The organism is Dialister succinatiphilus (genome assembly GCF_928721695.1).
GTDB classification, from domain to species: domain Bacteria; phylum Bacillota; class Negativicutes; order Veillonellales; family Dialisteraceae; genus Dialister; species Dialister succinatiphilus.
The window spans coordinates 891,822-915,355 of sequence record NZ_OV788641.1; the positions used below are offsets into that span (position 1 = coordinate 891,822).

The window sequence follows — 23,534 nt, forward strand, 5'->3', positions numbered from 1 at the left end:
AAACAGAGAGTCATATACTTCATGTACCACTCCGGTATTCCCCCTTTTGTGGCTGGCGCCACCACCTTTCCCCCACTTCGTGGTGGGACTATGGATGCTTAGCCATGGGGCCATGTCTCTACAGGAAAGCATAGAGCGATTTATTCTGCCCCCTGCATAGGGGGAAGTCCGGCGCAGCCGGAAAGGGGGAGGCGAGCGCAGCGAGCCAATCAGCAGAATGCTTATCATGCCATATGACACTGAAAGTAAATCCCGTAACGCTGACTTTATAAGCATTGCCGCAGAGCGGCAATCCACAACCCTCGGGCCAACGGCCCGTCAAACTTAAGAACCCTTGGGCCGAAGGCCCATCCATCTTAAGAACCTTCACACCGCAGGTGTGTCCAATGAACCCTCGCGCCCGTCAGCTCTTCAGGAACTGTCCGATTTCCTTTACCGGAAGGGTATAGAGGAACCCCTTCCCAATTTCCTTAATCAGGGTGATCTGGATCACATCGCCCTTGATTTTCTTGTCATGCTTCACAGCCTCATAGAGGATATCGTAGGGCACCGTGGTGCTGACAGGCAGGGACAGGGACTTCAGCACATACTCCAGCCGGGACGTGGTGCCTCGTTTGGTGAGGCCCTCCAGCTCCGAACGGCGGGTAATGAGGTACATACCGATGGCTGTGGCCTCGCCGTGGGTGATTTCTGCATCATTATACCGAAGGCACCGTTCGATGGCACCGCCGATGGTGTGGCCGAAATCGAGGATGCGCCGCTCTCCTTTGGAGAAAGGATCGATTTCCACATAATGAGCCTTGATGGCGCAGCAGCGGCGGATGATTTCCGGAAGCACCCGGTAAATATCCATGTCCGACGACACCTGTTCAAAAAGCTCAAACAGCGCCTTGTCCGCCACGCAGCCCAGTTTCACCGCTTCCCCCAGGCCGTTGTGGAAATAACGGCGGGGCAGGGTTTTTGCCATGCCCGGGTCAACGAATACCGCCTTGGGCTGGTAGAAAGTGCCTACCACATTCTTCCCTGCCGGTATATCCAGATCCAGGGTCACCTTGCCGCCGATGGAACTGCCGATCTGGGACAGCACGGACGTGGGGAACTGGACATAGGAAATCCCCCGGTGGTAGGTGGCCGCTGTAAAGCCGGTGATATCGCCCACCACGCGTCCGCCCAGGGCGATTAAAGTATCGCTGGAACCCAGGCCGAAATCCACCAGAGCCCCGTACACCCGGCGCACCACCTGCAGGGTCCGGGACTTTTCACTGGAAGGCACTACGATCATCTGGGTGCGGACCCCCGCCTCCTCCAGAGACTTCACCAGACTCATGCCGTAAAGCTTATCAATGCCGTCCTCCGTAATAATGGCCGCCTTCTCCGCGCCCGTCAGATCCCGGATAGCAGGCCCCGCCTTGCGCACCAGCCCTGTATCAATGAGGATGTCGTAAGAATCCTTACCAAGGTTAATATGAATTTTATCCATATCCGAAGCACCTCTTTCAAATACTCTTAACTTACCTATATTATACATCATGGGAGAGAGGGGACGATAGGGGGCGAAAGTTACCCGTTTTCCCGTCGGAACGGGCAGCTTCGCCGATGTCTCTGTCAATGGTCTATCTTACATCGCACAAACCATACGTGTTATAGTAATAAAAGAAATCGGATCATCGGGAGGCAGAGCATGAAACAGTCAGTGAGCCATTACATGATGCCCCATGACAGGGAAGAAGACATCGAAAAGACCCTGAGGAAACTCCATCTGAATGGCATAGAAAACCTCATATACGGCACGGAGCCCGCACTCCATCCGGCGGACAGGATTACCCTGGGCTGCCATCTGGCCTATTGGCCGGACTGGATGGATTTCTATCTGGGGAAAAAGGATTTCTACGAAAAAGATTTCCCCACGAAGCAGTCCCTGATGGATACCTTCGGGGGCACCACGGTGGAAGATTGGATAGAGAAAATCCGCAGGAATATCCGCGCTGCCCTGGCGGAAAAACCGGAATACTTGGTATGGCACGTGGCCCACTGCTCCCTGGACGAGATCTGGACCCGCCGCTTCCGCTACAGCAGCCATGACGTGCTGAAAGCGGCAGCCGAAGTGTATGGCGCTGTGGCGGAAGAAGTGCCGCCGTCGGTGACAGTACTTTTTGAAAACATCTTCTGGCCCGGTCTTTACACCCTGGAGCCGGAAGAAGTGGACTATTTCTTCTCCCTTCTTCCCGGAAAAAACATCGGCATCATGCTGGATACGGGACACCTGATGAATACGAACCCCTGCCTTGCCACAGAAGAAGATGGAGCCCGCTATGTGAAAGATATAGTGAACCGCCTGGGCTCCATGAAATCCCTCATCCTAGGCATCCACCTCAGCTGCTCCCTCTCCGGTGCCTATCAGAGAAGCCTCCCCGGCACCATTCCCGCCTCGGTGACACCGGACATCATCAGCCGCCACATTATCTCCATAGACCAGCACCGCCCCTTCACCACCAGCGCCGCCAGGGACATCATGGACTGCGTAGAACCCCGATACGTGACCCACGAACTCTTCGGCAGCGATTTCTCCATACCGGAAGACAAAGTACGCCTCCAGATGAAAGCGGCCGGCCTGTGGAACAGGTCATGAGAGGAAACCGCATCCCTTTGGACTATATGGACAGAGAGGCGAGGGGAGCCCATCCCCGGCCGCCAGATCCCGCCAGCGCGCAACCATGGAAAGCGGGATGACCGGGCATCGGAATGTCCGCTTCTCTACTCAGCCGGCTGAAAAATATAAGAAAAATGAAAAAACTTCCTGAAATTTCGGAAAACCAGGTATCCTTCGGTGCCTGCCTGGGACATCCGGAGATTTCAGGAAGTTTTTGTGCGTTACAGGGGCGTTCTGCACGAAGCAGAGGAAGATGGAATTTGTTTTTCTGTTCCTTCCCTTGGGGATACAGCCGGTTTATCCTGCTATGCAGATTAAATTTTTATAAAAATTTAGATTTTTGGGATGGAGTGACAGGGCATGTCATGCTGATGAGTATAATAAAAATAGAAGGCGCCATATGTGAATGAATCAAAGACGCAGACTGAGCATACATGATATAATGGCTTTAATGATAAATTGAGTTCATAGAAAATCCTTTTTTATGCATAGAGAAGGGATGATCATAATGATGGCTAGAAAAGCAGAAAGAAAACAGACACGCTTTTTCAGGTTCTGTTATTCATGTCTTTTGAGATATGAAATAACGGGACCTTTTATTGTGGCTCAAATCGGGCAAATAAAAAGAACTCCCGAAGGAGCTCTTTTATCCACACACTGTGGGGTCACCGAAGTGACGATTTGAATAAATTTTTATTTGAACTTGTGTTGTGATCGGATAGTGGTAAGTTATCCTGACATCTACAGGATACTCCATTTCAGGGAGGGTGTCAATGATGAAAGAAATTAAAAAAATTTTTATCGGTCTGGATATGGGAACGAATTCCGTAGGATGGGCAGCAACGGATGAAAATTATGAAGTCATCAAGAAAAATGGTAAGGCTCTCTGGGGCATCCGTCTTTTTGATGAGGCTCAGACTGCGGAGGACCGGAGAATGCATCGCATTGCCCGCAGGAGAATCGAGCGAAGGTCCCGGCGCATCGATCTGCTTCAGGAATTATTTGCCCAGGAAATCTGCAAAAAGGATCCCGGCTTTTATGAACGACTGAATGAAAGTGGGCTGTATGAGGAAGACAAAACGGTGCACCAGACAAACAGCCTTTTTAATGATGTGGATTTTAACGACAAAGCTTATTATAAAAAATATCCTACCATTTACCATCTTCGCCATGCCCTGATGACGGAAAATCATCCCTTTGATGTGCGGCTGGTTTATCTGGCTATCCATCATATCCTGAAACATCGCGGACATTTTTTATTTGAAAATTTCCAGACCGATAAAAAGGGCACCTCCGGGTTTGAGGAAAGCTTTGCAGCCTTTGGCAGTGCATTGGATCGGATTAAAGGAAGCTCTCCGGATGTTCGCAAGGCAGACAGCATGAAAGATATCTTAAAAGATAAGAAATTAGGGGTGAAAGAAAAAGCTGCATCCCTGCTGCAGTGTCTGGGCCAGGGAAAAGAGAAGGACTTCAAAGCCATGATGACTCTCGCTGCCGGAGGACCGGCTTCACTCAGCGATATATTTAACGATGAAAAGCTTAAGGATTTTGAGAAAAATAAAGTGAACTTTTCCAGTGCCCAGTTTGAAGAAAACGAGCCGGACATTATGGCGGAACTGGGAGACCGCTATGATCTGATTGCAGCCCTTCATGGGCTCTATAACTGGTCCCTCCTGGCGGAGCTGATGGGTGAGCACCATTATATTTCGGAAGCAAAGATAGCCGTTTATGATAAACATAAGGCTGATTTAAAAGTACTAAAAAGGGTACTTAAGCAGCGTCCGGATATCTATGCAAAGATTTTCAGGGAACCGGGCAGCAGTGCCAATAAAAATTACAGCGCCTATGTGGGAGTATGCAAAGTCAAGGGGAAAAAAGCGGCTATTGAAAAATGCAGCTATGAGGATTTCACAAAAACACTGAAGTCCTGCCTGAAAGACATGCCGGATAGTAACGATAAAGACTATATCAGCCGGGAACTGAATATGGGGACCTTTCTGCCCAAATCCGTGTCCAAGGAGAATGGTGTTATTCCCTACCAGCTGCATTTGCAGGAATTAAAAATCATTCTCTCCAAAGCGGAAGCCTATCTGCCTTTCCTGAAAGTAAAGGATCAATACGGTACCGTGTCCGACAAAATTATCAGCCTCTTTACCTTCCGCATTCCTTACTATGTAGGGCCAATCAATGAACATGCAGGCAGCTGCTGGGTGGTAAAAAAAGACAAGCATGGGAAAGTGTACCCCTGGAACTTTACTGAAAAAATAGATATTGAAAAATCGGCAGAAGGTTTTATCCGTAATCTGACTAATAAATGTACTTATCTCATTGGTGAAGATGTGCTGCCGAAAAATTCCCTGCTCTATTCTGAATTTACAGTTCTGAATGAGCTGAACAATGTCAGAATTGGGGAAACCATGCAGAAATTGCCGCTCAGCCTGAAAGAGAAGGTGATGGATAATCTTTTCAGCCGCCATAAGCATGTGAGCAGGACAAAATTTATCAAATACCTGGTATCAGAAGGCATAGACAAAAAAGAAGCGGAATCCATCTCCGGACTGGATGGAGATTTCAAGAGCAGCCTGTCTTCCCTGATTGACATGGAACATATTCTGGGAAATGATTTTAGCCGTGAAGACGCAGAAAAGATGATTCAAGACATCACCATTTTCGGCGGGGATAAGAAAATGCTGAAAAACCGTCTCCACCGTGAATTTTCCTATCTGACCCCCGAGCAGCTGACATCCCTCACCCGCCTTTCCTATGATGGCTGGGGAAGACTGTCCAGGGAATTTCTGGTCCATCTCCTGCCGGCAGAAGGGGACAGCTGCGAAGTTCTTGTAGATCATACTTCGGGAGAAGTGCTGAATATCATTTCAGCCATGAGGCAGACCTCCTATAATCTTATGGAACTTTTAGGCAGCCGTTTTGGCTACGGACAGGCCATTGAAGAAAGAAACAGGAAAGAAGAAGGACAGGGCAGGATTACCTATAAGGATGTAGAAGATCTCTATATTTCGCCGGCTGTCAGGAGACCGCTCTGGCAGGCATTGAAAATTGTGCGGGAAATCGTGAAAATTACGGGGAAAGAACCTTCAAAAATCTTTATCGAAATGGCTCGGGAAAATGGGGAGAAAGGCAAAAGAACGATTTCCAGAAAAGCCAGGCTCCAGGCACTTTATAAAAAGTGCAGAGATGATACCAGAGACTGGGCCAAAGAACTGGAAGGGAAATCAGAAGAAGATTTCCGGAGCGATAGACTCTACCTTTACTATACCCAGATGGGCCGCTCCATGTATACAGGAAAGCCCATCGATATTAACCGGCTCTTTGACCGCAACGTATATGATATCGACCATATCTATCCCCAGTCCCTTACCGGCGATGACAGCCTGGACAACCGGGTGCTGGTAGAAAAGACGGTAAATGCCAAAAAAGGAGATACCTATCCCCTGAGCAGCGCCCTGGACGGATGCTATATCAGCGGACAGCAGATTCGCATTCAGGATATCCAAAAAGAAATGAGACCTTTCTGGCATATGCTCCTTGAAAAAGAACTGATTTCCAAAGAGAAATACAACCGCCTCTCTCGGACGACATCGCTTTCCGATGCAGAAAAGGCAGCCTTCATCGGCCGCCAGCTGGTGGAAACCAGGCAGAGCACGAAGGCCTGTGCAGAGCTTTTGAGCAAAGCCTATCCACAGACACGGATTGTTTACACCAAAGCAGGCAACGCATCCCGCTTCCGCCAGTATAGCGGCTTCATCAAGGTACGTGATATGAACGACTACCACCACGCCAAGGATGCATACCTGAATATTGTGGTAGGAAATGTCTTCGACACTCGCTTTACCGCCAATCCCCTTCACTTTCTGAAAGGAAATCATCAGGCATACAGCCTGAATACAGAAGCCCTGTATGGACACAAAGTCAGCCGCAATGGCGTAGATGCCTGGATCCCTGCTGAAAAAGATGGAAAAGGCCAGGTGATAGAAGGTCATGAAGGTACTATGGGAACCGTGCGAAAATGGATGAGAAAAAATAATATCCTTTTTACAAGAATGCCCTATGAACGCAAAGGTGAACTTTTCAAAGAGAACATCTTGAAGAAAGGGAAGGGACAGGTGCCCATTAAAGGAAATTCGCCAGTATCGGATATAAAAAAATACGGTGGGTATAATATGGCGAAAGTAGCCTATATGATGCTTGTTAAGAGAGAAGAAAAAGGGAAGAGTGTTTATTTACTGGAGTCAATTCCAATTCATTTGAAAGAGTCCTTAAAGACGGACAACGAACGTTTGGAATACTGCAAAAAGATATGGGATGCACAGGGAGATAAATATATAAATCCGGAAATTTGTATTTCGAAGATTCTTTTCCAGTCTTTATTAGAAATAGATGGGTTCAAAGCACATATTTCACGCAAAACCAATAATCGATTCGCTATGCGGAATGCGCAGGAGCTGTGCATGGATAATGCACTGGCAGGGGTTTTGAAAAACGTCTTGAAGTTTATTCATCGGAAAACAGTGCAGAAGGATGCTGTTATTACGGAATATGATGGGGTTTCAGATGACAATACATTGGCGCTTTACGATTTATTTGTTAAAAAACTAAGCCGCTCTATTTACAGGAAGAAATATGCAACGCAGGCAGATTTTCTGTGTCAGTCCAAAGACAAGTTTAAAAATCTGTCTTTGGAAGAACGTTGCGAGGTACTTGGTTCTATTCTTCATTTATTCCAGTGCAATCCTGTGTTGTCAGATCTTCATCTTTTAGGTGGAAAAAAGTCAACAGGAACAATACTTTTGAACAAAAAGATTAAACCGGAGGACCATGTCTATCTGATAGAGCAATCTGTCACCGGATTCTTTGAAAAACGCATCCTGTTGGCGCCTTTTGGTGAAAAATGAGCTGGCGCACGGTGGTTCTTACCAATCGGGCCAAGGTGGAATACAGCATGGGGTACATGGTGATTCGTGAAAAAGAGGTACACCGCGTTTTTATGGATGAAATCGGTACCATCCTTGTTGCCACTCCGGCAGCTGCCTTTACGGGCGTATGGGTGAGCGAATGTTTGAAACGGAAAATCAAGATTATCTTTTGCGATGAAAAGAGAAATCCCGCAGGAGAAGTACTGCCCTACTGCGGCAGCTATGACTCCAGCCGCCAGATTCGCACTCAAATCCGGTGGGACCTGGAAAAGAAAGCACAGGTCTGGAAAGCCATCATCAGGGAGAAAATCAAAAACCAGGCCCGGGTATTGATGGCATATGGCCACCATAAGGAAGCTGCCATGCTGAAGGACTACGAAGAAAGTGTAGAAGAGGGAGACCGCACCAACAGAGAAGGCCATGCGGCCAAAGTGTACTTCAATGCCCTCTGGGGCAGGGAATTCTCTCGCCGCGAGCCTTCGGTGGTGAATGGTGCGCTTAACTATGGATATGCCATCATCCTTTCTGCCTGCAATAGGGAAGCGGCGGCATCCGGGTATATGACCCAGCTGGGGCTGTTTCATGATAATATATTCAATCCCTTTAATCTGGGGAGCGATTTAATGGAGCCCTTCCGGCCCCTGGTAGACAGGGAAGTGTTATCTATGACATTGGAGAATCAGCTTACGGCAGACAATAAAAAGGATCTTATCAATATATTGAATCAAAAGGTCATCATACAGGACCGGCTCACCACCGTCACACAGGCCATCGGTATCTACAGCCGCAGCGTATTCCGGGCTATGGAAGAAAAAGGCTCGGACACCATTGCCTTTTATCGACTGCCTGATGAAGGGTAGATTCATGAGAGTCATGGTGCTGTTTGACCTGCCTGTGGAAACAGCAGAAGAAAGACGGGCCTACACGGGCTTCAGAAAGCAGCTGATTCGTAAAGGCTTCGTGATGATGCAGGAATCAGTGTATACCAAAATCGTGCAGAACCCTCCGGCGGCCAGAGCGGTGATTTCCTATATCCGCTCTGTCAGCCCGAAGGAGGGGCTGATACAGGTGCTGGTGATTACAGAAAAACAATATGCCGGCATGGAGCTCATTATAGGGCATGTGCAGAAAGAAATTATTGATACCAATGAAAAGCTGGTGATTCTATGAAACTGGTACATCAGGACTGGGAAAAGGCTGTGATTCTGAATGATGAAAAGGTGCCGCTCATTTCCATCGAAAACCCGCTGTGTTTGTATCATACGCTGAAGGAACTGGAAGAAGAAAGCAGGACAGGCATTGGGAATTTCATGCTCAGCGAAGACAGTCAGATTCTGGATATGAAAAAACGGTTTCTTTTTGTGGCCAGCCCCTGGGATATGGATCTGAATGACCGCAAGCTGACCACAAAACTTCTCTTGCGGCTTACCGGAGAGGCACAGAATGAAATATATGAACGGAAATCGGAAGAACTATGCAGTGCGATCCAAAACTGGCTGGAAAAACTGACCATGGACATGCCCCTGCCCGTGACTTATGACCTGGATGTGGATCTGGAAGCTCTCTTGAAGGCTTTTCACGTCCATCTGGAAGAGCAGGGGGAAAGTTTGGCAGAGAAAATGCTTATCTTCATGAAGTCCTGGGACATTCTCTGCGGAGAAACGGCCTTCGCCTTTTATGGGTTTCGTAATCTTATGTCTCCGGAAGAAAGACCGCTGTTCTATGAAAACGCCAAAGAAGAAAATCTCAACTTTGTTCTCCTGGAAGGGCCCTGCCATGATACAATAGAGGCGGAGGACCTCTTCATTATTGACAAAGATTTATGCCAGATTTTTGAATAATGATACACTGTCAGGAACCGCGCCGCCTGGTGTAAGCGGATACACTTGCAGAGAACCGCTGCATGAAAATGCAATTTGAGGTTTGAGAGTGTTGTGATTCTTGATAGTGGTAAAACGGAAACGCGAATCATGGTGTCCCGGTCAATGTTTGAGAGTGTTGTGATTCTTGATAGTGGTAAAACTCTGCCTTCCGGGGGGCATCGCCTGTTTCGGTTTGAGAGTGTTGTGATTCTTGATAGTGGTAAAACATAATTGTCATGCGGACCTTATCAAAGCCCGTTTGAGAGTGTTGTGATTCTTGATAGTGGTAAAACCTTTTGAGTCATGTCTTTTTTCTCCCGTATGTTTGAGAGTGTTGTGATTCTTGATAGTGGTAAAACCCTCAGAGACGGCTCTTTGATTCGGAGCAAGTTTGAGAGTGTTGTGATTCTTGATAGTGGTAAAACATGTGGGAGAAAAACCTAAACGACACTATAGTTTGAGAGTGTTGTGATTCTTGATAGTGGTAAAACGCGACGGCCTTATTATTATTTAGGGCCTGCGTTTGAGAGTGTTGTGATTCTTGATAGGTTTTCAAAAAGGAGGCAGAAACCTTTGGCGGCTTCTGCCTCCTTTCTTCTGCATCCCCAGGGAAGCGTGGATTGAAATTGGCCGCCGGCGCCGTGGGCTATGGTTATTACCGGTCGCTTCCCCCGCGGGAAGCGTGGATTGAAATTTGGCTCTATTGCTGAAGGACTTATTTTTTGCTTATAAAATAAATTTCAATGGAGAAGATTATGTAACAATTTGCAGAGTAAAAGAAAATATAGATACAAATAAATTCTATGTTCATGAAGCATACCCACTAATGGACATGCAAAAAGCAGGGCAGTCCGTATCACGTGACCTGGCTAAAAGCCTTCGCCGATCGTGGGGCCCTGCTCTGCTTTACACCTCTATTATAAGGCATTTTTTGAGCGGCCGCAATATCGAAGAAAATAGTGAATTTCATCAAATGGCCGGCGAACGGGCAAGTACTGCCATGATAAGCCGCCTGCAGAAGGCCGAGTCGATGGAAAAAGAGGACACTTCTTCTAATCTGGAAGGAAATCGGGTGGATGAGAGGTCCGGACCATAAGCGGATTCAAGCTTATACCGAGTATTGAATAACTCTAGGATGAAAGACCTAAAGGAACGACACGATGGTTCCATTTTAGACATCACTGATTTAATTAGAAATTCGATACTCGTAGAAAGCCAACCGAACTTCAGGTCAAATAAAAAAAGCAATACCGCAAGGTATCACAATTTCTATGTTCCAATTAAGGTTGGAAATGACCTGTATGCCGTTAGAATAACGGCAGAAGAAGACAAGTCAAATCTGGGTAAAGCTCCAATGGAACTGGAACTATACGATGTAATTATAAATAAGAAGGCAGACTCGCGAACCTCCCACCGAATGGGAATACTCGCAGACAGCCTGCCTTCTAAAATCACTATAAGAGATTTATTAAGAAATGTCAAGGATGCGCATGGGCAACCGTTTATTAATCCGGACGGATCCCTTTCCCAGGAAATCAACTTCTACAGAAATGCAAATGGCTCATACAACCAAATGGCCGGGGAACGAGCAAATACTGCCATGATAAGCCGGCTGCAGAAGGCTGAATCTATGGAAAGGGAAGCGGCTTCCTCTAAAGAAATTTGGAAAGAAACCGGATGGATGAGAGGTCCGGACCATAAGTGGAGATTTGAAATTCCGGACAGCCTAGACAAAATCAATTTCCGGAAAGACAGAAAACCTCATATTTTGGAAGAAGTCTATGATAACCTAGCTCTCTATGAAGCCTACCCGGAACTGGCGTAGAAAACAGTGAGGATGGAAGATACCAAAACTGTAGAAACTTTATCTAAAGGGAATGCTGCCGTCAAAAAATCCGCCGAAGGCTCCGCCCTCATTCTCTCTAAAATGGCCGAGAACTTCCACAAGAACTATGGCGTGCCGCTGAAAATGGCAGCCGTAAAGATTATGGAAGAGACCAACAATAAACTGGGCAGACTACCGCAACAAACATATTCAGACAAAAACTTAGAAAAAGACTCGCAATTTTTTATGAGGCAAGTTCAAGAGGCCAAAGAAGGTAAGCTTACAGGTGACAAAATACATGTAATGAGGACGCCACTAGTTATGAAACTGGTCGGAGCCAAAATACTTCCAGTGACATTATCTGCAAGGAAACTAGCTAAAATCCTAGAGAACCATAGAGAAAGTGTAAACGACAGAATGTTATCACAACTGCCGAAGGCACTCTCTGATCCAATGATGGTAATCAGAAGCTATAACGGGGCAAACGGGGAGGCGAGAAAGTATTTGTGCTGGATTTAAAAGATGATAATGGCGCTACAATGGTAGTACCGGTTCAACTGGACACGAATTATGGGGAATATAAAGTGAATCGGATTATTTCGTATTATGCCAAAAATGAGAGAGCGTCAGGGAAACCTGCTTATGATTTTTTCAAAACAAATATTGAGTTAGGAAATGTAGAATACGTAAACAAAAAGAAGACCACTCAATGGTATGCTTCCGAGGAGGTCAACTCCTCCATCCCGGAAGAACTCATGAGTAGTCTTTTCAATCAGAATATACCAAACGAAAATGACCTTGTCAAGCTGAAAAAGAAGCACCCGGATCTGTACCAAATGGCCGGGAAACGAGCAAATACTGCCATGATAAGCCGGCTGCAGAAGGCTGAATCTATGGAAAGGGAAGCGGCTTCCTCTAAAGAAATTTGGAAAGAAACCGGCTGGAAGACGCTATGAAGCAGGACGACTACGCCTGTCGCTTCCCTCGCGGGAAGCGAGGGACAGAACCTTTGGCAGTTCCCGGGCTTTTCTTCTGCCTCTCCGGCCCCATTGCCTCTTGACAAAAGGGGCTTTGTGAGCCTATACTAAGCTAACTTCTAACGAAAGGAGAGGGAATGATGAGACTGGCTTCCATGAACGCAGGAATGGCATATGATGTCTTTGGCTGGAGCTATTATTATGGCTTCGGTTACTTTTGCTGCGCCCGTGATGAGTCCCGTTCCCTTTCCAGATAAGATATTTCCAGAATGAAAGGACAGACTCATCAGAGCCTGTCCTTTTCTTTTATGGAGGATGGAAGGATAGGAGTTAGAAGAGAGGGGACATGGGTCCCGGAGAATTGAAGGTGCCTTGGAGAAGGCAGAGGAGGAATATCATGATTATTGTAATGAAACAGAACGCACCGCTTACAGTGATTGAGCAGCTGGAACAGGAAATGAGGGACCGGGGTTTCCAGGTGGACCGCAGTAAGGGTTCCAGCAAGGTGGTGCTGGGTCTGGTGGGGGATACGTCTGCCCTGGATGAAAGGGATTTCCTCAGCAATCCCTGGGTGGATAAGGTCATGCGGGTGCAGGAGCCTTACAAACGGGCCAGCCGGGCTTTCCATCCGGCCGATACGGTGGTGGATGTGAAGGGCATCAAAATCGGCGGGAAGAAGCTGGTGGTCATGGCCGGTCCCTGCTCTATTGAAACGCCTGAGCAGATCGGCGGCATTGCGAAAGCGGTGAAGGCGTCGGGGGCAGCTATCCTTCGCGGCGGCGCTTTCAAGCCAAGGACTTCGCCTTACTCTTTCCAGGGATTGGGGGAGAAGGGCCTGGATCTTCTCATTTCCGCTGCCCATAAGGAAAATATGCCGGTGGTGACGGAGCTGATGAGCGCCGACAAAATCGGTATGTTCCTGGAAAAGGGCGTGGATATCATCCAGATCGGCGCCAGAAATATGCAGAATTTTGACCTTTTGAAGGCGGTGGGCCGTCTGAATGTGCCGGTGCTTCTGAAACGGGGCATGTCAGCCACCATTGAGGAATGGCTCATGAGTGCGGAATACATTATGTCTGAAGGAAATCACAATGTGATTCTCTGCGAACGGGGCATCCGCACCTTTGAGAAGGCTACCAGAAATACGCTGGATCTGTCGGCAGTGGAAGTGGTGAAGGAAAGAAGCCACCTGCCCATTATCGTAGATCCCAGCCATGCTACGGGCCATCGGGAGATGGTACCGGCCATGGCCATGGCTGCCATTGCTGCCGGGGCTGATGGGATTATGTGTGAAGTTCATAATGATCCGGAACATGCATGGTGTGATGGAGCGGAGTCCATTACGCCAGAGACTTTTGATGACCTCATGGGACGGCTGAAACAGCTGGCTCCTATTGTGGGAAGGGAATTGTAATCAGAAGCCCTGCATGTTCTTTCGGAGTGGAGAAAAGGCAGGGCTCATGGGGGCTCTGCCTTTTGCGGCGTTTGGAGGCGGTGGCGGCGGAGGGAAACTGTATTCCCGAAGGTTGACACGCCCTTACGGGCGTGAGGGTTGATGGCGCCGCCGGGCCTTTGGCCCTGGGCGCCAAGGGTTCTGCCTGTGATCGGCTTCGCCTTACAGGCGGGTTGAGGGCTCTCGCCCTCGGGAGGTATATAGTATCGCTGCGCTGGCGAGGTACGGCGCCTTTAAATTATAGAAGGCGCCAGTTTGTATAAAACCTTTACAACCGCCCTGCGGGCGTCGGAAATGCAATCCCCCTTTGGTGGCTGGCGCCACCACCTTCGCCCCACTTCGTGGTGGGACTATGGATGCTTAGCCATGTGGCCATGTCTCTGCAGGAAAGCATAGAGCAGTTTATTCTGTCCCCCGGATGGGGGAAAGTCCGGCGTAGCCGGATAAGGGGGAGCCGCGTAGCGGCTAATCACCAGAATGCTTACTATGCCATATGACACAGAGAGCCAATCCCGTAACGCTGACTTTATGTTCATCGCCCGTAAGGGCGATACCACAACCCTCGGCCCGAAGGGCCGTCAAACTTACGAACCCTCCGGCCAAGGGCCGGTCAATCCTAAGAACCTTTCCCCCTGAACCCTCAGAAACCCGGGCCGTGAGGCCCTGCTATATACATAAATAAAGGAAACCATTATGAACAGTGACTTTAGAAAGATTCCCATTGCCGTCATCGGCCTGGGCCTCATGGGAGGCTCTTTTGCCAGAAGGCTGAAAGAACTGGGTCATCCGGTGATTGGCCTGAACCGCACGAAGAAGGTGGCGGAAGAGGCGCTGGCCATGGGAATCGTTGATTCCATTGATCCGAAGGATTTGAAGAAGGCGAAAATCGTCATCTTCTGTACGCCGGAGAAGGGGACTCTTTCTTTTATTAAAGAGCATTTGTCCCTTCTTCATGAAAGGGCGGTGCTCACGGATATTGCGGGCGTGAAGAATGGCTTTGCCCAGAAGGTGGCCGCCCTTCTGCCGGAAGGCATGGATTTCGTTTCCGGCCATCCCATGTGCGGGAAGGAAGGGGCCGGGCTGGCCCAGTCGGACGGCGCCATTTTCGACGGTGCCAATTATGTGCTCATCCCGGAGCCCTGGAACAGGAAGGAGCATCTGGAGCTGGTGAAGGACATGGCCAGGGAGCTGGGCTGTGCCCATGTGCCGGTGGTGACGGCAGAGGACCATGACCGGGCCATTGCTTACACCAGCGATCTCACCCACGTGGTGGCCACGGCGCTCATGAACAGCAGCTCCTATTCGGAGAAAACGAAGTATTTCATCGGCGGCTCCTTTCGGGATGAGACCAGGGTGGCCGATATTAATGGAAAGCTGTGGACCTCTCTTTTCCTGGCCAACAAAGATAAACTGCTGGAGGAAATCGACCGGTTCAGCGCTTCCCTCCAGACGCTGAGGGAGGCCATTGCAGCAGGAGATGAAGAAGAAATTATTGCCTTTCTGGAAGAGGCGGGCAGAAGAAGAAGGGAAATGATGCATCGTGGCAACAGTTAAAGTGAATTTGGGAAAAGATTCCTATGAAATTGAAATCGAGCGCGGTCTTCTGGACAGGGTGGGCGAAAAAATCCGATCTCTCACGAAGGCGGAGAAAATCGCCGTCATTACCGATGACCATGTGGAGCCTCTCTATGGGGAACGGATCCGGAAGGTGCTGACCGAGGCGGGCTTCGACGTGCGGGTCATCGCCATTCCTGCCGGCGAGGCCAGCAAGAACATGAAGGTCCTTTCTGATGTGTATGACGCGCTGTCGGAGTTCAATATGTCCCGCAGTGATGCGCTGGTCACCCTGTCCGGCGGCGTGCCGGGGGACCTGGGCGGTTTTGCGGCAGCCACATATATGCGGGGCATTCCGTTCTTCCAGATCCCTACCACCATCCTGGCCCAGATCGACAGCTCCGTAGGCGGCAAGGTGGCGGTGGACCTGCCCAGCGGGAAGAACCTGGCCGGCGCTTTCTACCAGCCGAAGGGCGTTTTCATTGATCCGGACCTTCTGAAGACCCTGCCCACCCGCTACGTGCACGACGGTCTGGCAGAAGCGGTGAAGTACGGATGCATCGGGGACCGGGAGCTTTTTGAAATCTTTGAATCCCTGCAAACGGAAGAGGATCTGGAAAAGCATATAGAGGAAATCATTCTCCACAGCGTGCTGCAGAAAACGAGGGTGGTGGAAGAAGATGAATTTGACACCGGCAAAAGGCAGGTTCTCAATTTCGGCCACACCATAGGCCACGCAGTGGAACGGTATTTCCACTATTCCACCTTCACCCACGGCGAAGGGGTGGCTATCGGCATGAGCCTTTTGACGGAACAGACGGAAAAGATGGGCCTTACGGAAAAAGGCACTGCCAGCCGTCTCATCCGGGTGCTCCATAAATTGTCCCTGCCCACTTCCATCGGCGTGCCGGCAGAGGATCTCATTCCCCAGATTATGCATGACAAGAAAAGAAGGGGAAAGAAAATCACCCTGGTGGTGCTGAAGAAAATCGGGGAAGCCGAGCTTCTCACCATTTCCACCGATGAACTGTCCCGGTATATTGTGACAGAGTAAGGAGGTTTCCATGAACATCACCATCCGCCCCGCACCCCTTGCCGGCACCGTACGGGTGCCTTCCTCCAAAAGCATGACCCATCGGGAAATCATTGCCGCCGCTCTGGCGAAGGGGGAAACGGAGGTTACCGGCGTGACCTGGTCCGAAGATATCGAAGCCACGGTGCGTATCCTGTCCCTCTTTGGCGCAGCTATTGAGAAAAAAGAGGGAAAGGATGGCATAACCCTTTCCATTCGGGGAGGGCTTGCGAAACAGGAGGGCCTCCTTCATGCCGATGCCGGCGAATCGGGCTCCACCCTCCGTTTCCTCATCCCGCTGGGTCTTTCCTCGGGAAATCATGTGGTGTACACCGGCCGCGGACGGCTGTCGGAACGGCCCCTGACGCCTTACTATGATATGTTTGACAGGAAACAGATTTCCTACCATACCGAAGGCGGCCTTCCTCTGGAAGTGCAGGGCACCCTTCCGGGCGGTGCCTATGAGCTCCCCGGTGACGTGAGCTCCCAGTTCTTCACGGGCCTTCTTTTCGCCCTGCCGCTGGCAGATGAAGACTCCACCCTTCGAAGCACCACGCCCCTGGAGTCCAAAAGCTACGTGGATATGACCCTGGACACCCTTGCCCGCCACGGCATAACCATTCGGGAAAAGGAAGAGGGACTGTATGAAATCCCGGGACGGCAGCGCTATAAAACCGGCACCTTCGCCGTAGAAGGTGACTACTCCCAGGCCGCCTTCTGGCTTACTGCCGCCCTTTCCGGCGGCACCATAGCCCTTACGGGCCTGTCGGACACCTCCCTTCAGGGGGACCGGGCCATTGTCACCCTTCTGAAAGACATGGGCGGCCATATAGAAAAGAAAGAAGGCCGCCTTCTGGCAGAAAAAAGCAGCCTCCGCGGCATCACCATGGACGCGGAAAATGTGCCCGACCTGGTCCCCGCCTTCGCCGCTCTGGCCGCTGTGAGCGAAGGAGTGACAGAAATCATCCACGCCGGCAGGGTGAGGCTCAAAGAATGCGACCGCCTCCATGCCATGGCAGTGGAGCTGAATAAGCTGGGGGCAGAGGTGGAAGAAAAGCCCGAAGGCCTCGTGATCCGGGGAAAACCCGTCCTTTCCGGCGGCACCGTATCCTCCTGGAACGATCACCGTATAGCCATGGCCCTGGCATCCATTACCCCGAAACTGACGGGCCCCCTTACCATAGAAGGTGCAGAAAGCGTAAAGAAATCCTATCCCCGCTTCTGGGAAGACTTCCGGAAAGTGGGAGGGAAGATAGTAGAGGCATAGCGGCGTTTGCCGGTATTCCCAGACGCAAGGGGAAAGGTTCTTAAGATTGACGGGGCTTTCGCCCCGAAGGTTCTTAGGGGTGACACAGCCTGCGGCTGTGAGGGTTGCGGTGGGCGCCTGTCGGCGCCAGTATAAATGCCGCCTTCGGCGGCAAAACACCGAGATACATATCTTGATGATGAATCCAAAAGCATCAAGCCGGAATCAGCCAGAAGCTGGAAGCTGATAGCTTTCGCCTCTACGCCCAGCGGGCCCTTCCCGCCGATGGGTATTTACCACCGATTGTCTCAAATATGCCGTGTACCGAGATTCTTCGCTTCGCTCAGAATGACTGTGAGGGCGGGAAGGCAAGCACGTAACGCTGACTTCTTATGGACAAGCCCCTTTGGGGCTTGAGGGTTCAGGCGCCTCTCGGCGCGGGCGAGATCGGGACCGGGACTTGGGCGGTGCTTTCCAGTATTCCCGAAGGGGCCTGCGCCTGCGGCGCAGAGGGGCGTATGGCATCCATCGGGCCTCCAGCCCTTGGTGCCAAGGGTTGTGTAGAAAGGTTGCACCCCACAGGGGAAACGACTCACTATGATTTGTGCGTCGCTGGCGCTCCTGCAAATCATGTTCGCTGTGCATCGCTTCGCTCAGGGGGCAGCCGATTGGCGGTCAGGAAAACGATAGAGTATCAAATCGGTGCTTTACCTCGTACACCCTTTCCCGCTGCGCGGGAATTCCCCTCAAGGGGAAACGAGAAGTATGGAGAGGAAAAACAGAGAGTCATATATTTCATGTACCATTCCGCAGTTTCCCCCTTTGGTGGTGAACGCAGTGAGCCAATCACCAGCATGCGTATCATGCCATATGACCCATAAAGCCAATCCCGTAACGTTCTTGCGTCCCCTTTAGGGGAAGAGGGCCACGAAGTGGCGAAGGGATGTACGAGGGTAAGAATGATTATGATATTCGATGTGGACGTGACCGCCGAAAGGCGGCATTATAATACTCATCGCCCTGCGGGCGATACCACAACCCTCGGCCCGAAGGGCCGTTGCCCCTTGAGCGCCAGCGAACATAACCCGCCGCCGGCAGGCGGCCACAACCCTCGGGGCGCAGCCCCGTCAACCCTCATACCGAAGGTGTGTCCAATGGCGCAGCCGGAAAGGGGGAGGCGAGCGTAGCGAGCCAATTCGCAGAATGCTTTGCATATCATATGGCACTGAAAGTAAATCCGTAACGCTGATTTTATAAGCATTGCCGCAGAGCGGCAATCCGCAACCCTCGGCCTGAAAGGCCGTCAAACTTACGAACCCTCCGGCCCATAGGGCCGGTCAATCCTGAGAACCTTCCCCTATGAATCCTTGGGCCGAAGACCCATCCATCTTAAGAACCCTTATCCCGGCCCTCTGAACCCGGGCCTCGGAGCGGCCCATACAGCCGCGCCCTTCTTTGAATTACAGGAGACAACCATGAGCAATACATTTGGAGAAACATTGAAAGTCACCATTTTTGGCGAATCCCATGGCACCGCCATTGGCGCTGTCATCGACGGGCTTCCACCGGGGATTTCCATTGACTGGGATAAGGTCCGCCGGGAAATGGCCCGCCGGGCGCCGGGGAGTTCGAATCTGGCCACGCCGCGGAAGGAGAAGGACAGTTTTGAAATCCTCTCGGGCTATTTCAATGACCACACCACCGGCACGCCGCTTTCCATGGAAATCAGGAATGGCAATCAGCATTCCAAAGATTATGATATTTTAAAGGACCACATGCGTCCGGGGCACGCGGACTATACGGGATACGTCAAATACGGCGGTTTCAACGACTACCGCGGCGGCGGCCATTTTTCCGGCCGCATTACGGCGCCTCTCACCTTTGCCGGCGCCCTGGCCCGGCAGGTGCTGGAGAAGGAGGGCATTTTCATCGGTGCCCATGCCCTTGCGATTCACGGCATCCAAGACCGGCCCTTCCATCCTCTGGGGGAGGAGAAGGCCCTTTTTGAAAGGCTGGATGCCATGAAACTGCCGGTGATGGATGAAAAGGCAGGAAAGGCTATGGAAGAGGCCATCCTTTCGGCACAGAAGGAGGGGGATTCCGTAGGCGGCGTGGTGGAATGCATGGCCTGCGGCCTTCCGGTGGGACTGGGGGATCCCTTCTTTGATTCCCTGGAAAGTGAAATGGCTCATATGATGTTTTCCGTGCCGGCAGTGAAGGCCATTTCCTTTGGCAAAGGCTTCGGCTTTGCGTCCCTCTATGGATCCGAGGCCAATGACAGCCTTCATTATGAGGGGGGAACACCGATAGCCCTGACCAATCATAATGGCGGGGTGCTGGGCGGTATTTCCAGCGGCAGTCCCCTTCTCTTTACGCTGGCAGTGAAACCCACCGCCTCCATCGGGAAGAGGCAGCGCACCATCGATATTTCAAAAAAGGAAGATACAGACCTTTCCATCGGCGGACGCCACGACCCCTGCATCATTCCCCGGGCCATTCCGGTCATTGAAAATGCGGCGGCCCTGGTGATTCTGGATCTTCTTTTGACGGACAGGAGGAATTCCCATGTCGGATAAAGTACTTCGTGTAGGCTGCTACGGCGCCAAGGGTTCCTATACCTATGAAGCCATGGAGCAGCAGTTTGGAAATAGAAAAAGAGAGGAATCCTATTTCCCTCTCTTTGAAGATGTGGTGAAGGCGGTGCAGGAAGGGGACATCGACTACGGCGTGGTGCCCATCGAAAACTCCTCCACCGGCGGGATTACCGAGGTGTACGACCTGATTCAGCGCTACGGCTGTGCCGTGGTGGGAGAGCAGATCGTGAAAATCGAGCACAACCTGCTGGGCCTGCCGGGGGCGAAGCTGGAAGACATCGACACCGTCTTCTCCCATCCCCAGGGCTTTGCCCAGTGTCGTCCCTTCTTCAACAAGCACAGGGACTGGACATTGAAACCCTATTTCTCCACCTCCCGAAGCGCTGAAAAGGTGGCCCAGGACGGAAAGAAAAACCAGGCCGCCGTGGCCAGCCGCACCGCCGCCCGTCTCTACGGTCTGTCGGTGCTGGCGGAAAACATTTTCTTCAACTCCAGCAACTACACCCGCTTCTTCATTATCGGGCCGAAAATGGAAATCAAGCCAAACGCTGATAAAATCACCCTGGTCATTTCCGTACGCCACGAACCGGGGGCCCTCTACCATGTACTGGGCTACTTCTTCTACGGCGGCATGAACATGACCCATCTGGAATCCCGCCCCATGGAAGGAAGACCCTTCGAATACTTCTTCCACATCGACGTCATGGGCAAACTGGAAGACCCCTCCAACGCCCAGACCCTTCGGGGATTAAAGTCCATGTGCACCTATTTTAAAATTCTGGGGAATTACCCGTCCTGTAAGGCGTAGAGGGACAAGCCCCTATGGGGCTTGAGGGTTGACGGCCCGCTGGGCCGAAGGTTCATAAGGGGCTTAAGTTTGACGCGCCTTTGGCGTGCACAGCGAACATGATTTGAAGGAGCAAAGCGACGCACAAATCATAGTGAGTCGTTTCCCCTTTAGGGGCGAGGGTTGTTGTAGGGCGCCTCTAAATTATAGAAGGCGCCAGTTTGTATAAAATCTTAACAACCGCCCTGCGGGCGTCGGAAATGCAATCCCTCTTTGGTGGCTGGCGCCACCACCTTTCCCCCGCAAGCGGGGGAAGTCCGGCAAAGCCGGATAGGGGGAGGCGAGCGCAGCGAGCCAATCATCAGAATGCCTATCATACCACATGACACAGAAAGGTGAATCCGTAACGCTGACTTTATACTCATCGCCCGTAAGGGCGATACCACAACCCTCGGCCCGAAGGGCCGTCAAACCTAAGAACCCTCCCTCGTAACGCTGACTTTATAAGCATTGCCCGCAGGGCAATCCGCAACCCTCGGGGCCAAAGGCCGTCAAACTTAAGAACCCTCCGGCCCATAGGGCCGGTCAATCCTAAGAACCTTTCCCCCTGCCCCCTGAGCACCAGCGAACATAACCCGCCGCCGACAGGCGGCCATAACCCTCGGGGCGAAGCCCCCGTCAACCTTTCCCCTCTGAACCTTCTGAACCCTTTGAACCCTCGGGCCAAAGGCCCGTCAACCCTCACACCGCAGGTGTGTCCAAAGTCCATAGCAGAAAGGAGCCAATCATGAAACTTGGCCTTTTGGGAGAAGTGCTGGGACACAGCCTGTCTCCTGTGATTCATGAAAAATTATTTCAAAAACTGGGAATTTCATCGACCTATGAGCTCATCGAAATTCCAAGGGATACATTTCAGAAAGACCTGCCGGCCCTTCTTTCTTCCTATGACGGGCTGAATGTGACCATTCCCTACAAGGTGGACGTGATCCCCTTCCTGGATGGGCTGTCGCAGGAAGCCAGGACCATTGGCGCTGTGAATACCATTGGCCGGAAGGAGGGAAAGCTCTGGGGCTTTAATACGGACTACACCGGATTTGCCCGCACCCTGTCCCGTATTGACTGTGACGTGAGGGGAAAGAAGGCGGTGGTCCTGGGCCACGGCGGAGCGTCCCGGGCCATTATCCAGTGTCTCTTCGACGAGAAGGCCGGAGAAATCCATGTCATCAGCCGCCATCCGGAGAAGGTGGACCGGGATTTCCTTTCCTTTGCCCGCCAGAGGGGGGCCATCATCGAAGGCTATGACAGTCTGAAAGTGGAAAAGGACAATTATCTTCTGGTGAACGCCACTCCTGTGGGCATGTACCCAAAAACAGGGGTATCCCCGGTGTCATCAGATCTCACCGCCTCCTTTGCCAAGGTGGTGGACATCATTTATAATCCTGCGGAAACGAAGCTCCTTCAGGACGCCGGAGGCAGCGCAAGCAACGGCATGTACATGCTGGTGATGCAGGCCATGGCGGCAGAGGAAATATGGATGGAAAGAGAGATTCCCCGGGAAATCATCACAGACATTGTGGAGGAAATGACCCAATGAAAAATATCGTCCTTATTGGCATGCCGGGATGCGGCAAAACCACCTTCGGCAGAGCGCTGGCGGAAAGACTTCACCGTCCCTTCATAGATGCCGACGCTTATCTGGAGGAAAAGGAAGGAAGAACCATTCAGAGCTTTTTCGCAGAAAGCGAAAAGGCCTTCCGGGATGCGGAAGAAAGAACGGTGGAAGACCTTTCCGCCCGGCAGGGCCTCATCATCGCCACCGGCGGCGGCGTTGTGAAAAGGCAGAGCAACGTGGTAAAACTTCATGCATCGGGACTCATCATCTTCATCGACCGCCGGGCCGAAGATATCGTTACCGACGTGGAAGTAGAAAAAAGGCCCCTCCTGAAGGAAGGACCGGATAAGGTATTCACTCTTTATAAAGAGCGGATCGCCCTCTATCGGGCAGCGGCAGATCGGATACTGGAAAATCGGGGCAGCGAAAAAGAAGTGCTGGCCCGCCTGCTGGATATGGTCAAAGAGTGAGGGACGAAGGGTATATGGGATTTGTGACATTAGCGGCGCTGGGCTGTATTCCCGAAGGTTGACGCGGCTTCGCCGCGAGGGTTGATGGCGCCGCCGGGCCTCTGGCCCTGGGCGCCAAGGGTTCTGCCTGTGATCGGCTTCGCCTTACAGGCGGGTTGAGGGCTCTCGCCCTCGGGAGTTATATAGTATCGCTGCGCTAGCGAGGTACGGCGCCTTCGGCGCCATTATATATATGCCTATACCGGGAGGACAATAAAGCTCCGTGACGCTATCTTTTGAAGTGACTCTACTTTAAGCACAGGTTGTTCTGTCCCCCGGATGGGGGAAAGTCCGGCGCAGCCGGATAAGGGGGAGCCGCGTAGCGGCTAATCAACAGAATGCCTATCATGCCATATGACACAGAAAGGTGAATCCGTAACGCTGACTTCATACTCATCGCCCCCTAAAGGGGAAACGACTCACTACATTTTGCGCGTCGCTAGCGCTCCTTCAAAATGT

General features: G+C 51.2%; 18 protein-coding genes and 1 CRISPR repeat array. Of the genes, 17 read left to right on the top strand and 1 reads right to left on the bottom strand.

Features of this window, described 5'->3' with window-relative positions; translation table 11 throughout:
- Positions 1-403 precede the first annotated feature (403 nt).
- On the bottom strand, positions 404-1,480 hold the full coding sequence (locus NW747_RS03735; protein ID WP_008859467.1) for a 3-dehydroquinate synthase: 1,077 nt from the start codon (positions 1,478-1,480) through the stop codon (positions 404-406).
- A gap of 201 nt (positions 1,481-1,681) precedes the next feature.
- Between NW747_RS03735 and NW747_RS03740 the strand changes: the two genes are divergently transcribed.
- From NW747_RS03740 to NW747_RS03820, 17 genes are all read left to right on the top strand, one after another.
- Positions 1,682-2,629, top strand: a complete 948-nt coding sequence (locus NW747_RS03740; protein ID WP_273188057.1) for an apurinic/apyrimidinic endonuclease family protein — start codon at positions 1,682-1,684, stop codon at positions 2,627-2,629.
- A 794-nt stretch (positions 2,630-3,423) separates the two neighbouring features.
- Positions 3,424-7,563 carry a type II CRISPR RNA-guided endonuclease Cas9 gene (gene cas9, locus NW747_RS03745; protein ID WP_273188058.1) on the top strand — a complete coding sequence of 1,380 codons (4,140 nt, stop codon included), beginning with the start codon at positions 3,424-3,426 and terminating at the stop codon, positions 7,561-7,563.
- Positions 7,560-8,444 (top strand): type II CRISPR-associated endonuclease Cas1, encoded by an 885-nt coding sequence (cas1, locus tag NW747_RS03750; RefSeq protein ID WP_273188060.1) that lies wholly within the window; start codon positions 7,560-7,562, stop codon positions 8,442-8,444. The genes cas9 and cas1 overlap by 4 nt, the downstream gene beginning before the upstream one ends.
- Positions 8,445-8,448: 4 nt before the next feature.
- Complete coding sequence (cas2, locus tag NW747_RS03755; protein ID WP_273096767.1) at positions 8,449-8,754, top strand: CRISPR-associated endonuclease Cas2; 306 nt, start codon at positions 8,449-8,451, stop codon at positions 8,752-8,754.
- Positions 8,751-9,425 carry a type II-A CRISPR-associated protein Csn2 gene (gene csn2, locus NW747_RS03760; protein ID WP_273188061.1) on the top strand — a complete coding sequence of 225 codons (675 nt, stop codon included), beginning with the start codon at positions 8,751-8,753 and terminating at the stop codon, positions 9,423-9,425. The genes cas2 and csn2 overlap by 4 nt, the downstream gene beginning before the upstream one ends.
- Before the next feature lie 80 nt (positions 9,426-9,505).
- Positions 9,506-10,003: direct repeats of the CRISPR family, unit length 36 nt; unit sequence GTTTGAGAGTGTTGTGATTCTTGATAGTGGTAAAAC.
- Between the two features lie 137 nt (positions 10,004-10,140).
- The gene (locus tag NW747_RS03765; RefSeq protein ID WP_273188062.1) at positions 10,141-10,542 is read left to right on the top strand and encodes a hypothetical protein; all 402 of its coding nucleotides are present in this window, start codon (positions 10,141-10,143) and stop codon (positions 10,540-10,542) included.
- A gap of 39 nt (positions 10,543-10,581) precedes the next feature.
- Positions 10,582-11,271 carry an LPD23 domain-containing protein gene (locus NW747_RS03770; RefSeq protein ID WP_273188063.1) on the top strand — a complete coding sequence of 230 codons (690 nt, stop codon included), beginning with the start codon at positions 10,582-10,584 and terminating at the stop codon, positions 11,269-11,271.
- Positions 11,272-11,283: 12 nt separating this feature from the next.
- Positions 11,284-11,790: a hypothetical protein gene (locus tag NW747_RS03775; RefSeq protein WP_273188064.1), complete on the top strand. Its 507-nt coding sequence runs from the start codon at positions 11,284-11,286 to the stop codon at positions 11,788-11,790.
- Complete coding sequence (locus tag NW747_RS03780; protein ID WP_273188065.1) at positions 11,778-12,227, top strand: LPD23 domain-containing protein; 450 nt, start codon at positions 11,778-11,780, stop codon at positions 12,225-12,227. Before NW747_RS03775 ends, NW747_RS03780 begins: the two co-directional genes overlap by 13 nt.
- Before the next feature lie 418 nt (positions 12,228-12,645).
- Positions 12,646-13,662, top strand: coding sequence for a 3-deoxy-7-phosphoheptulonate synthase (aroF, locus tag NW747_RS03785; RefSeq protein WP_008859461.1), 1,017 nt, complete (start codon positions 12,646-12,648; stop codon positions 13,660-13,662).
- Between the two features lie 732 nt (positions 13,663-14,394).
- On the top strand, positions 14,395-15,255 hold the full coding sequence (locus tag NW747_RS03790; protein WP_273188066.1) for a prephenate dehydrogenase: 861 nt from the start codon (positions 14,395-14,397) through the stop codon (positions 15,253-15,255).
- Complete coding sequence (aroB, locus tag NW747_RS03795; protein WP_273188067.1) at positions 15,242-16,309, top strand: 3-dehydroquinate synthase; 1,068 nt, start codon at positions 15,242-15,244, stop codon at positions 16,307-16,309. Before NW747_RS03790 ends, aroB begins: the two co-directional genes overlap by 14 nt.
- 10 nt (positions 16,310-16,319) lie before the next feature.
- Positions 16,320-17,594 carry a 3-phosphoshikimate 1-carboxyvinyltransferase gene (gene aroA / locus NW747_RS03800; RefSeq protein ID WP_273188068.1) on the top strand — a complete coding sequence of 425 codons (1,275 nt, stop codon included), beginning with the start codon at positions 16,320-16,322 and terminating at the stop codon, positions 17,592-17,594.
- 1,454 nt (positions 17,595-19,048) lie between these two features.
- On the top strand, positions 19,049-20,149 hold the full coding sequence (gene aroC, locus NW747_RS03805; protein ID WP_273188069.1) for a chorismate synthase: 1,101 nt from the start codon (positions 19,049-19,051) through the stop codon (positions 20,147-20,149).
- Positions 20,139-20,975: a prephenate dehydratase gene (gene pheA, locus NW747_RS03810; protein WP_273097466.1), complete on the top strand. Its 837-nt coding sequence runs from the start codon at positions 20,139-20,141 to the stop codon at positions 20,973-20,975. Before aroC ends, pheA begins: the two co-directional genes overlap by 11 nt.
- 766 nt (positions 20,976-21,741) lie before the next feature.
- Positions 21,742-22,548, top strand: coding sequence for a shikimate dehydrogenase family protein (locus NW747_RS03815; protein WP_273188070.1), 807 nt, complete (start codon positions 21,742-21,744; stop codon positions 22,546-22,548).
- Positions 22,545-23,036 (top strand): shikimate kinase, encoded by a 492-nt coding sequence (locus NW747_RS03820; protein WP_008859452.1) that lies wholly within the window; start codon positions 22,545-22,547, stop codon positions 23,034-23,036. The genes NW747_RS03815 and NW747_RS03820 overlap by 4 nt, the downstream gene beginning before the upstream one ends.
- Positions 23,037-23,534 lie beyond the last annotated feature (498 nt).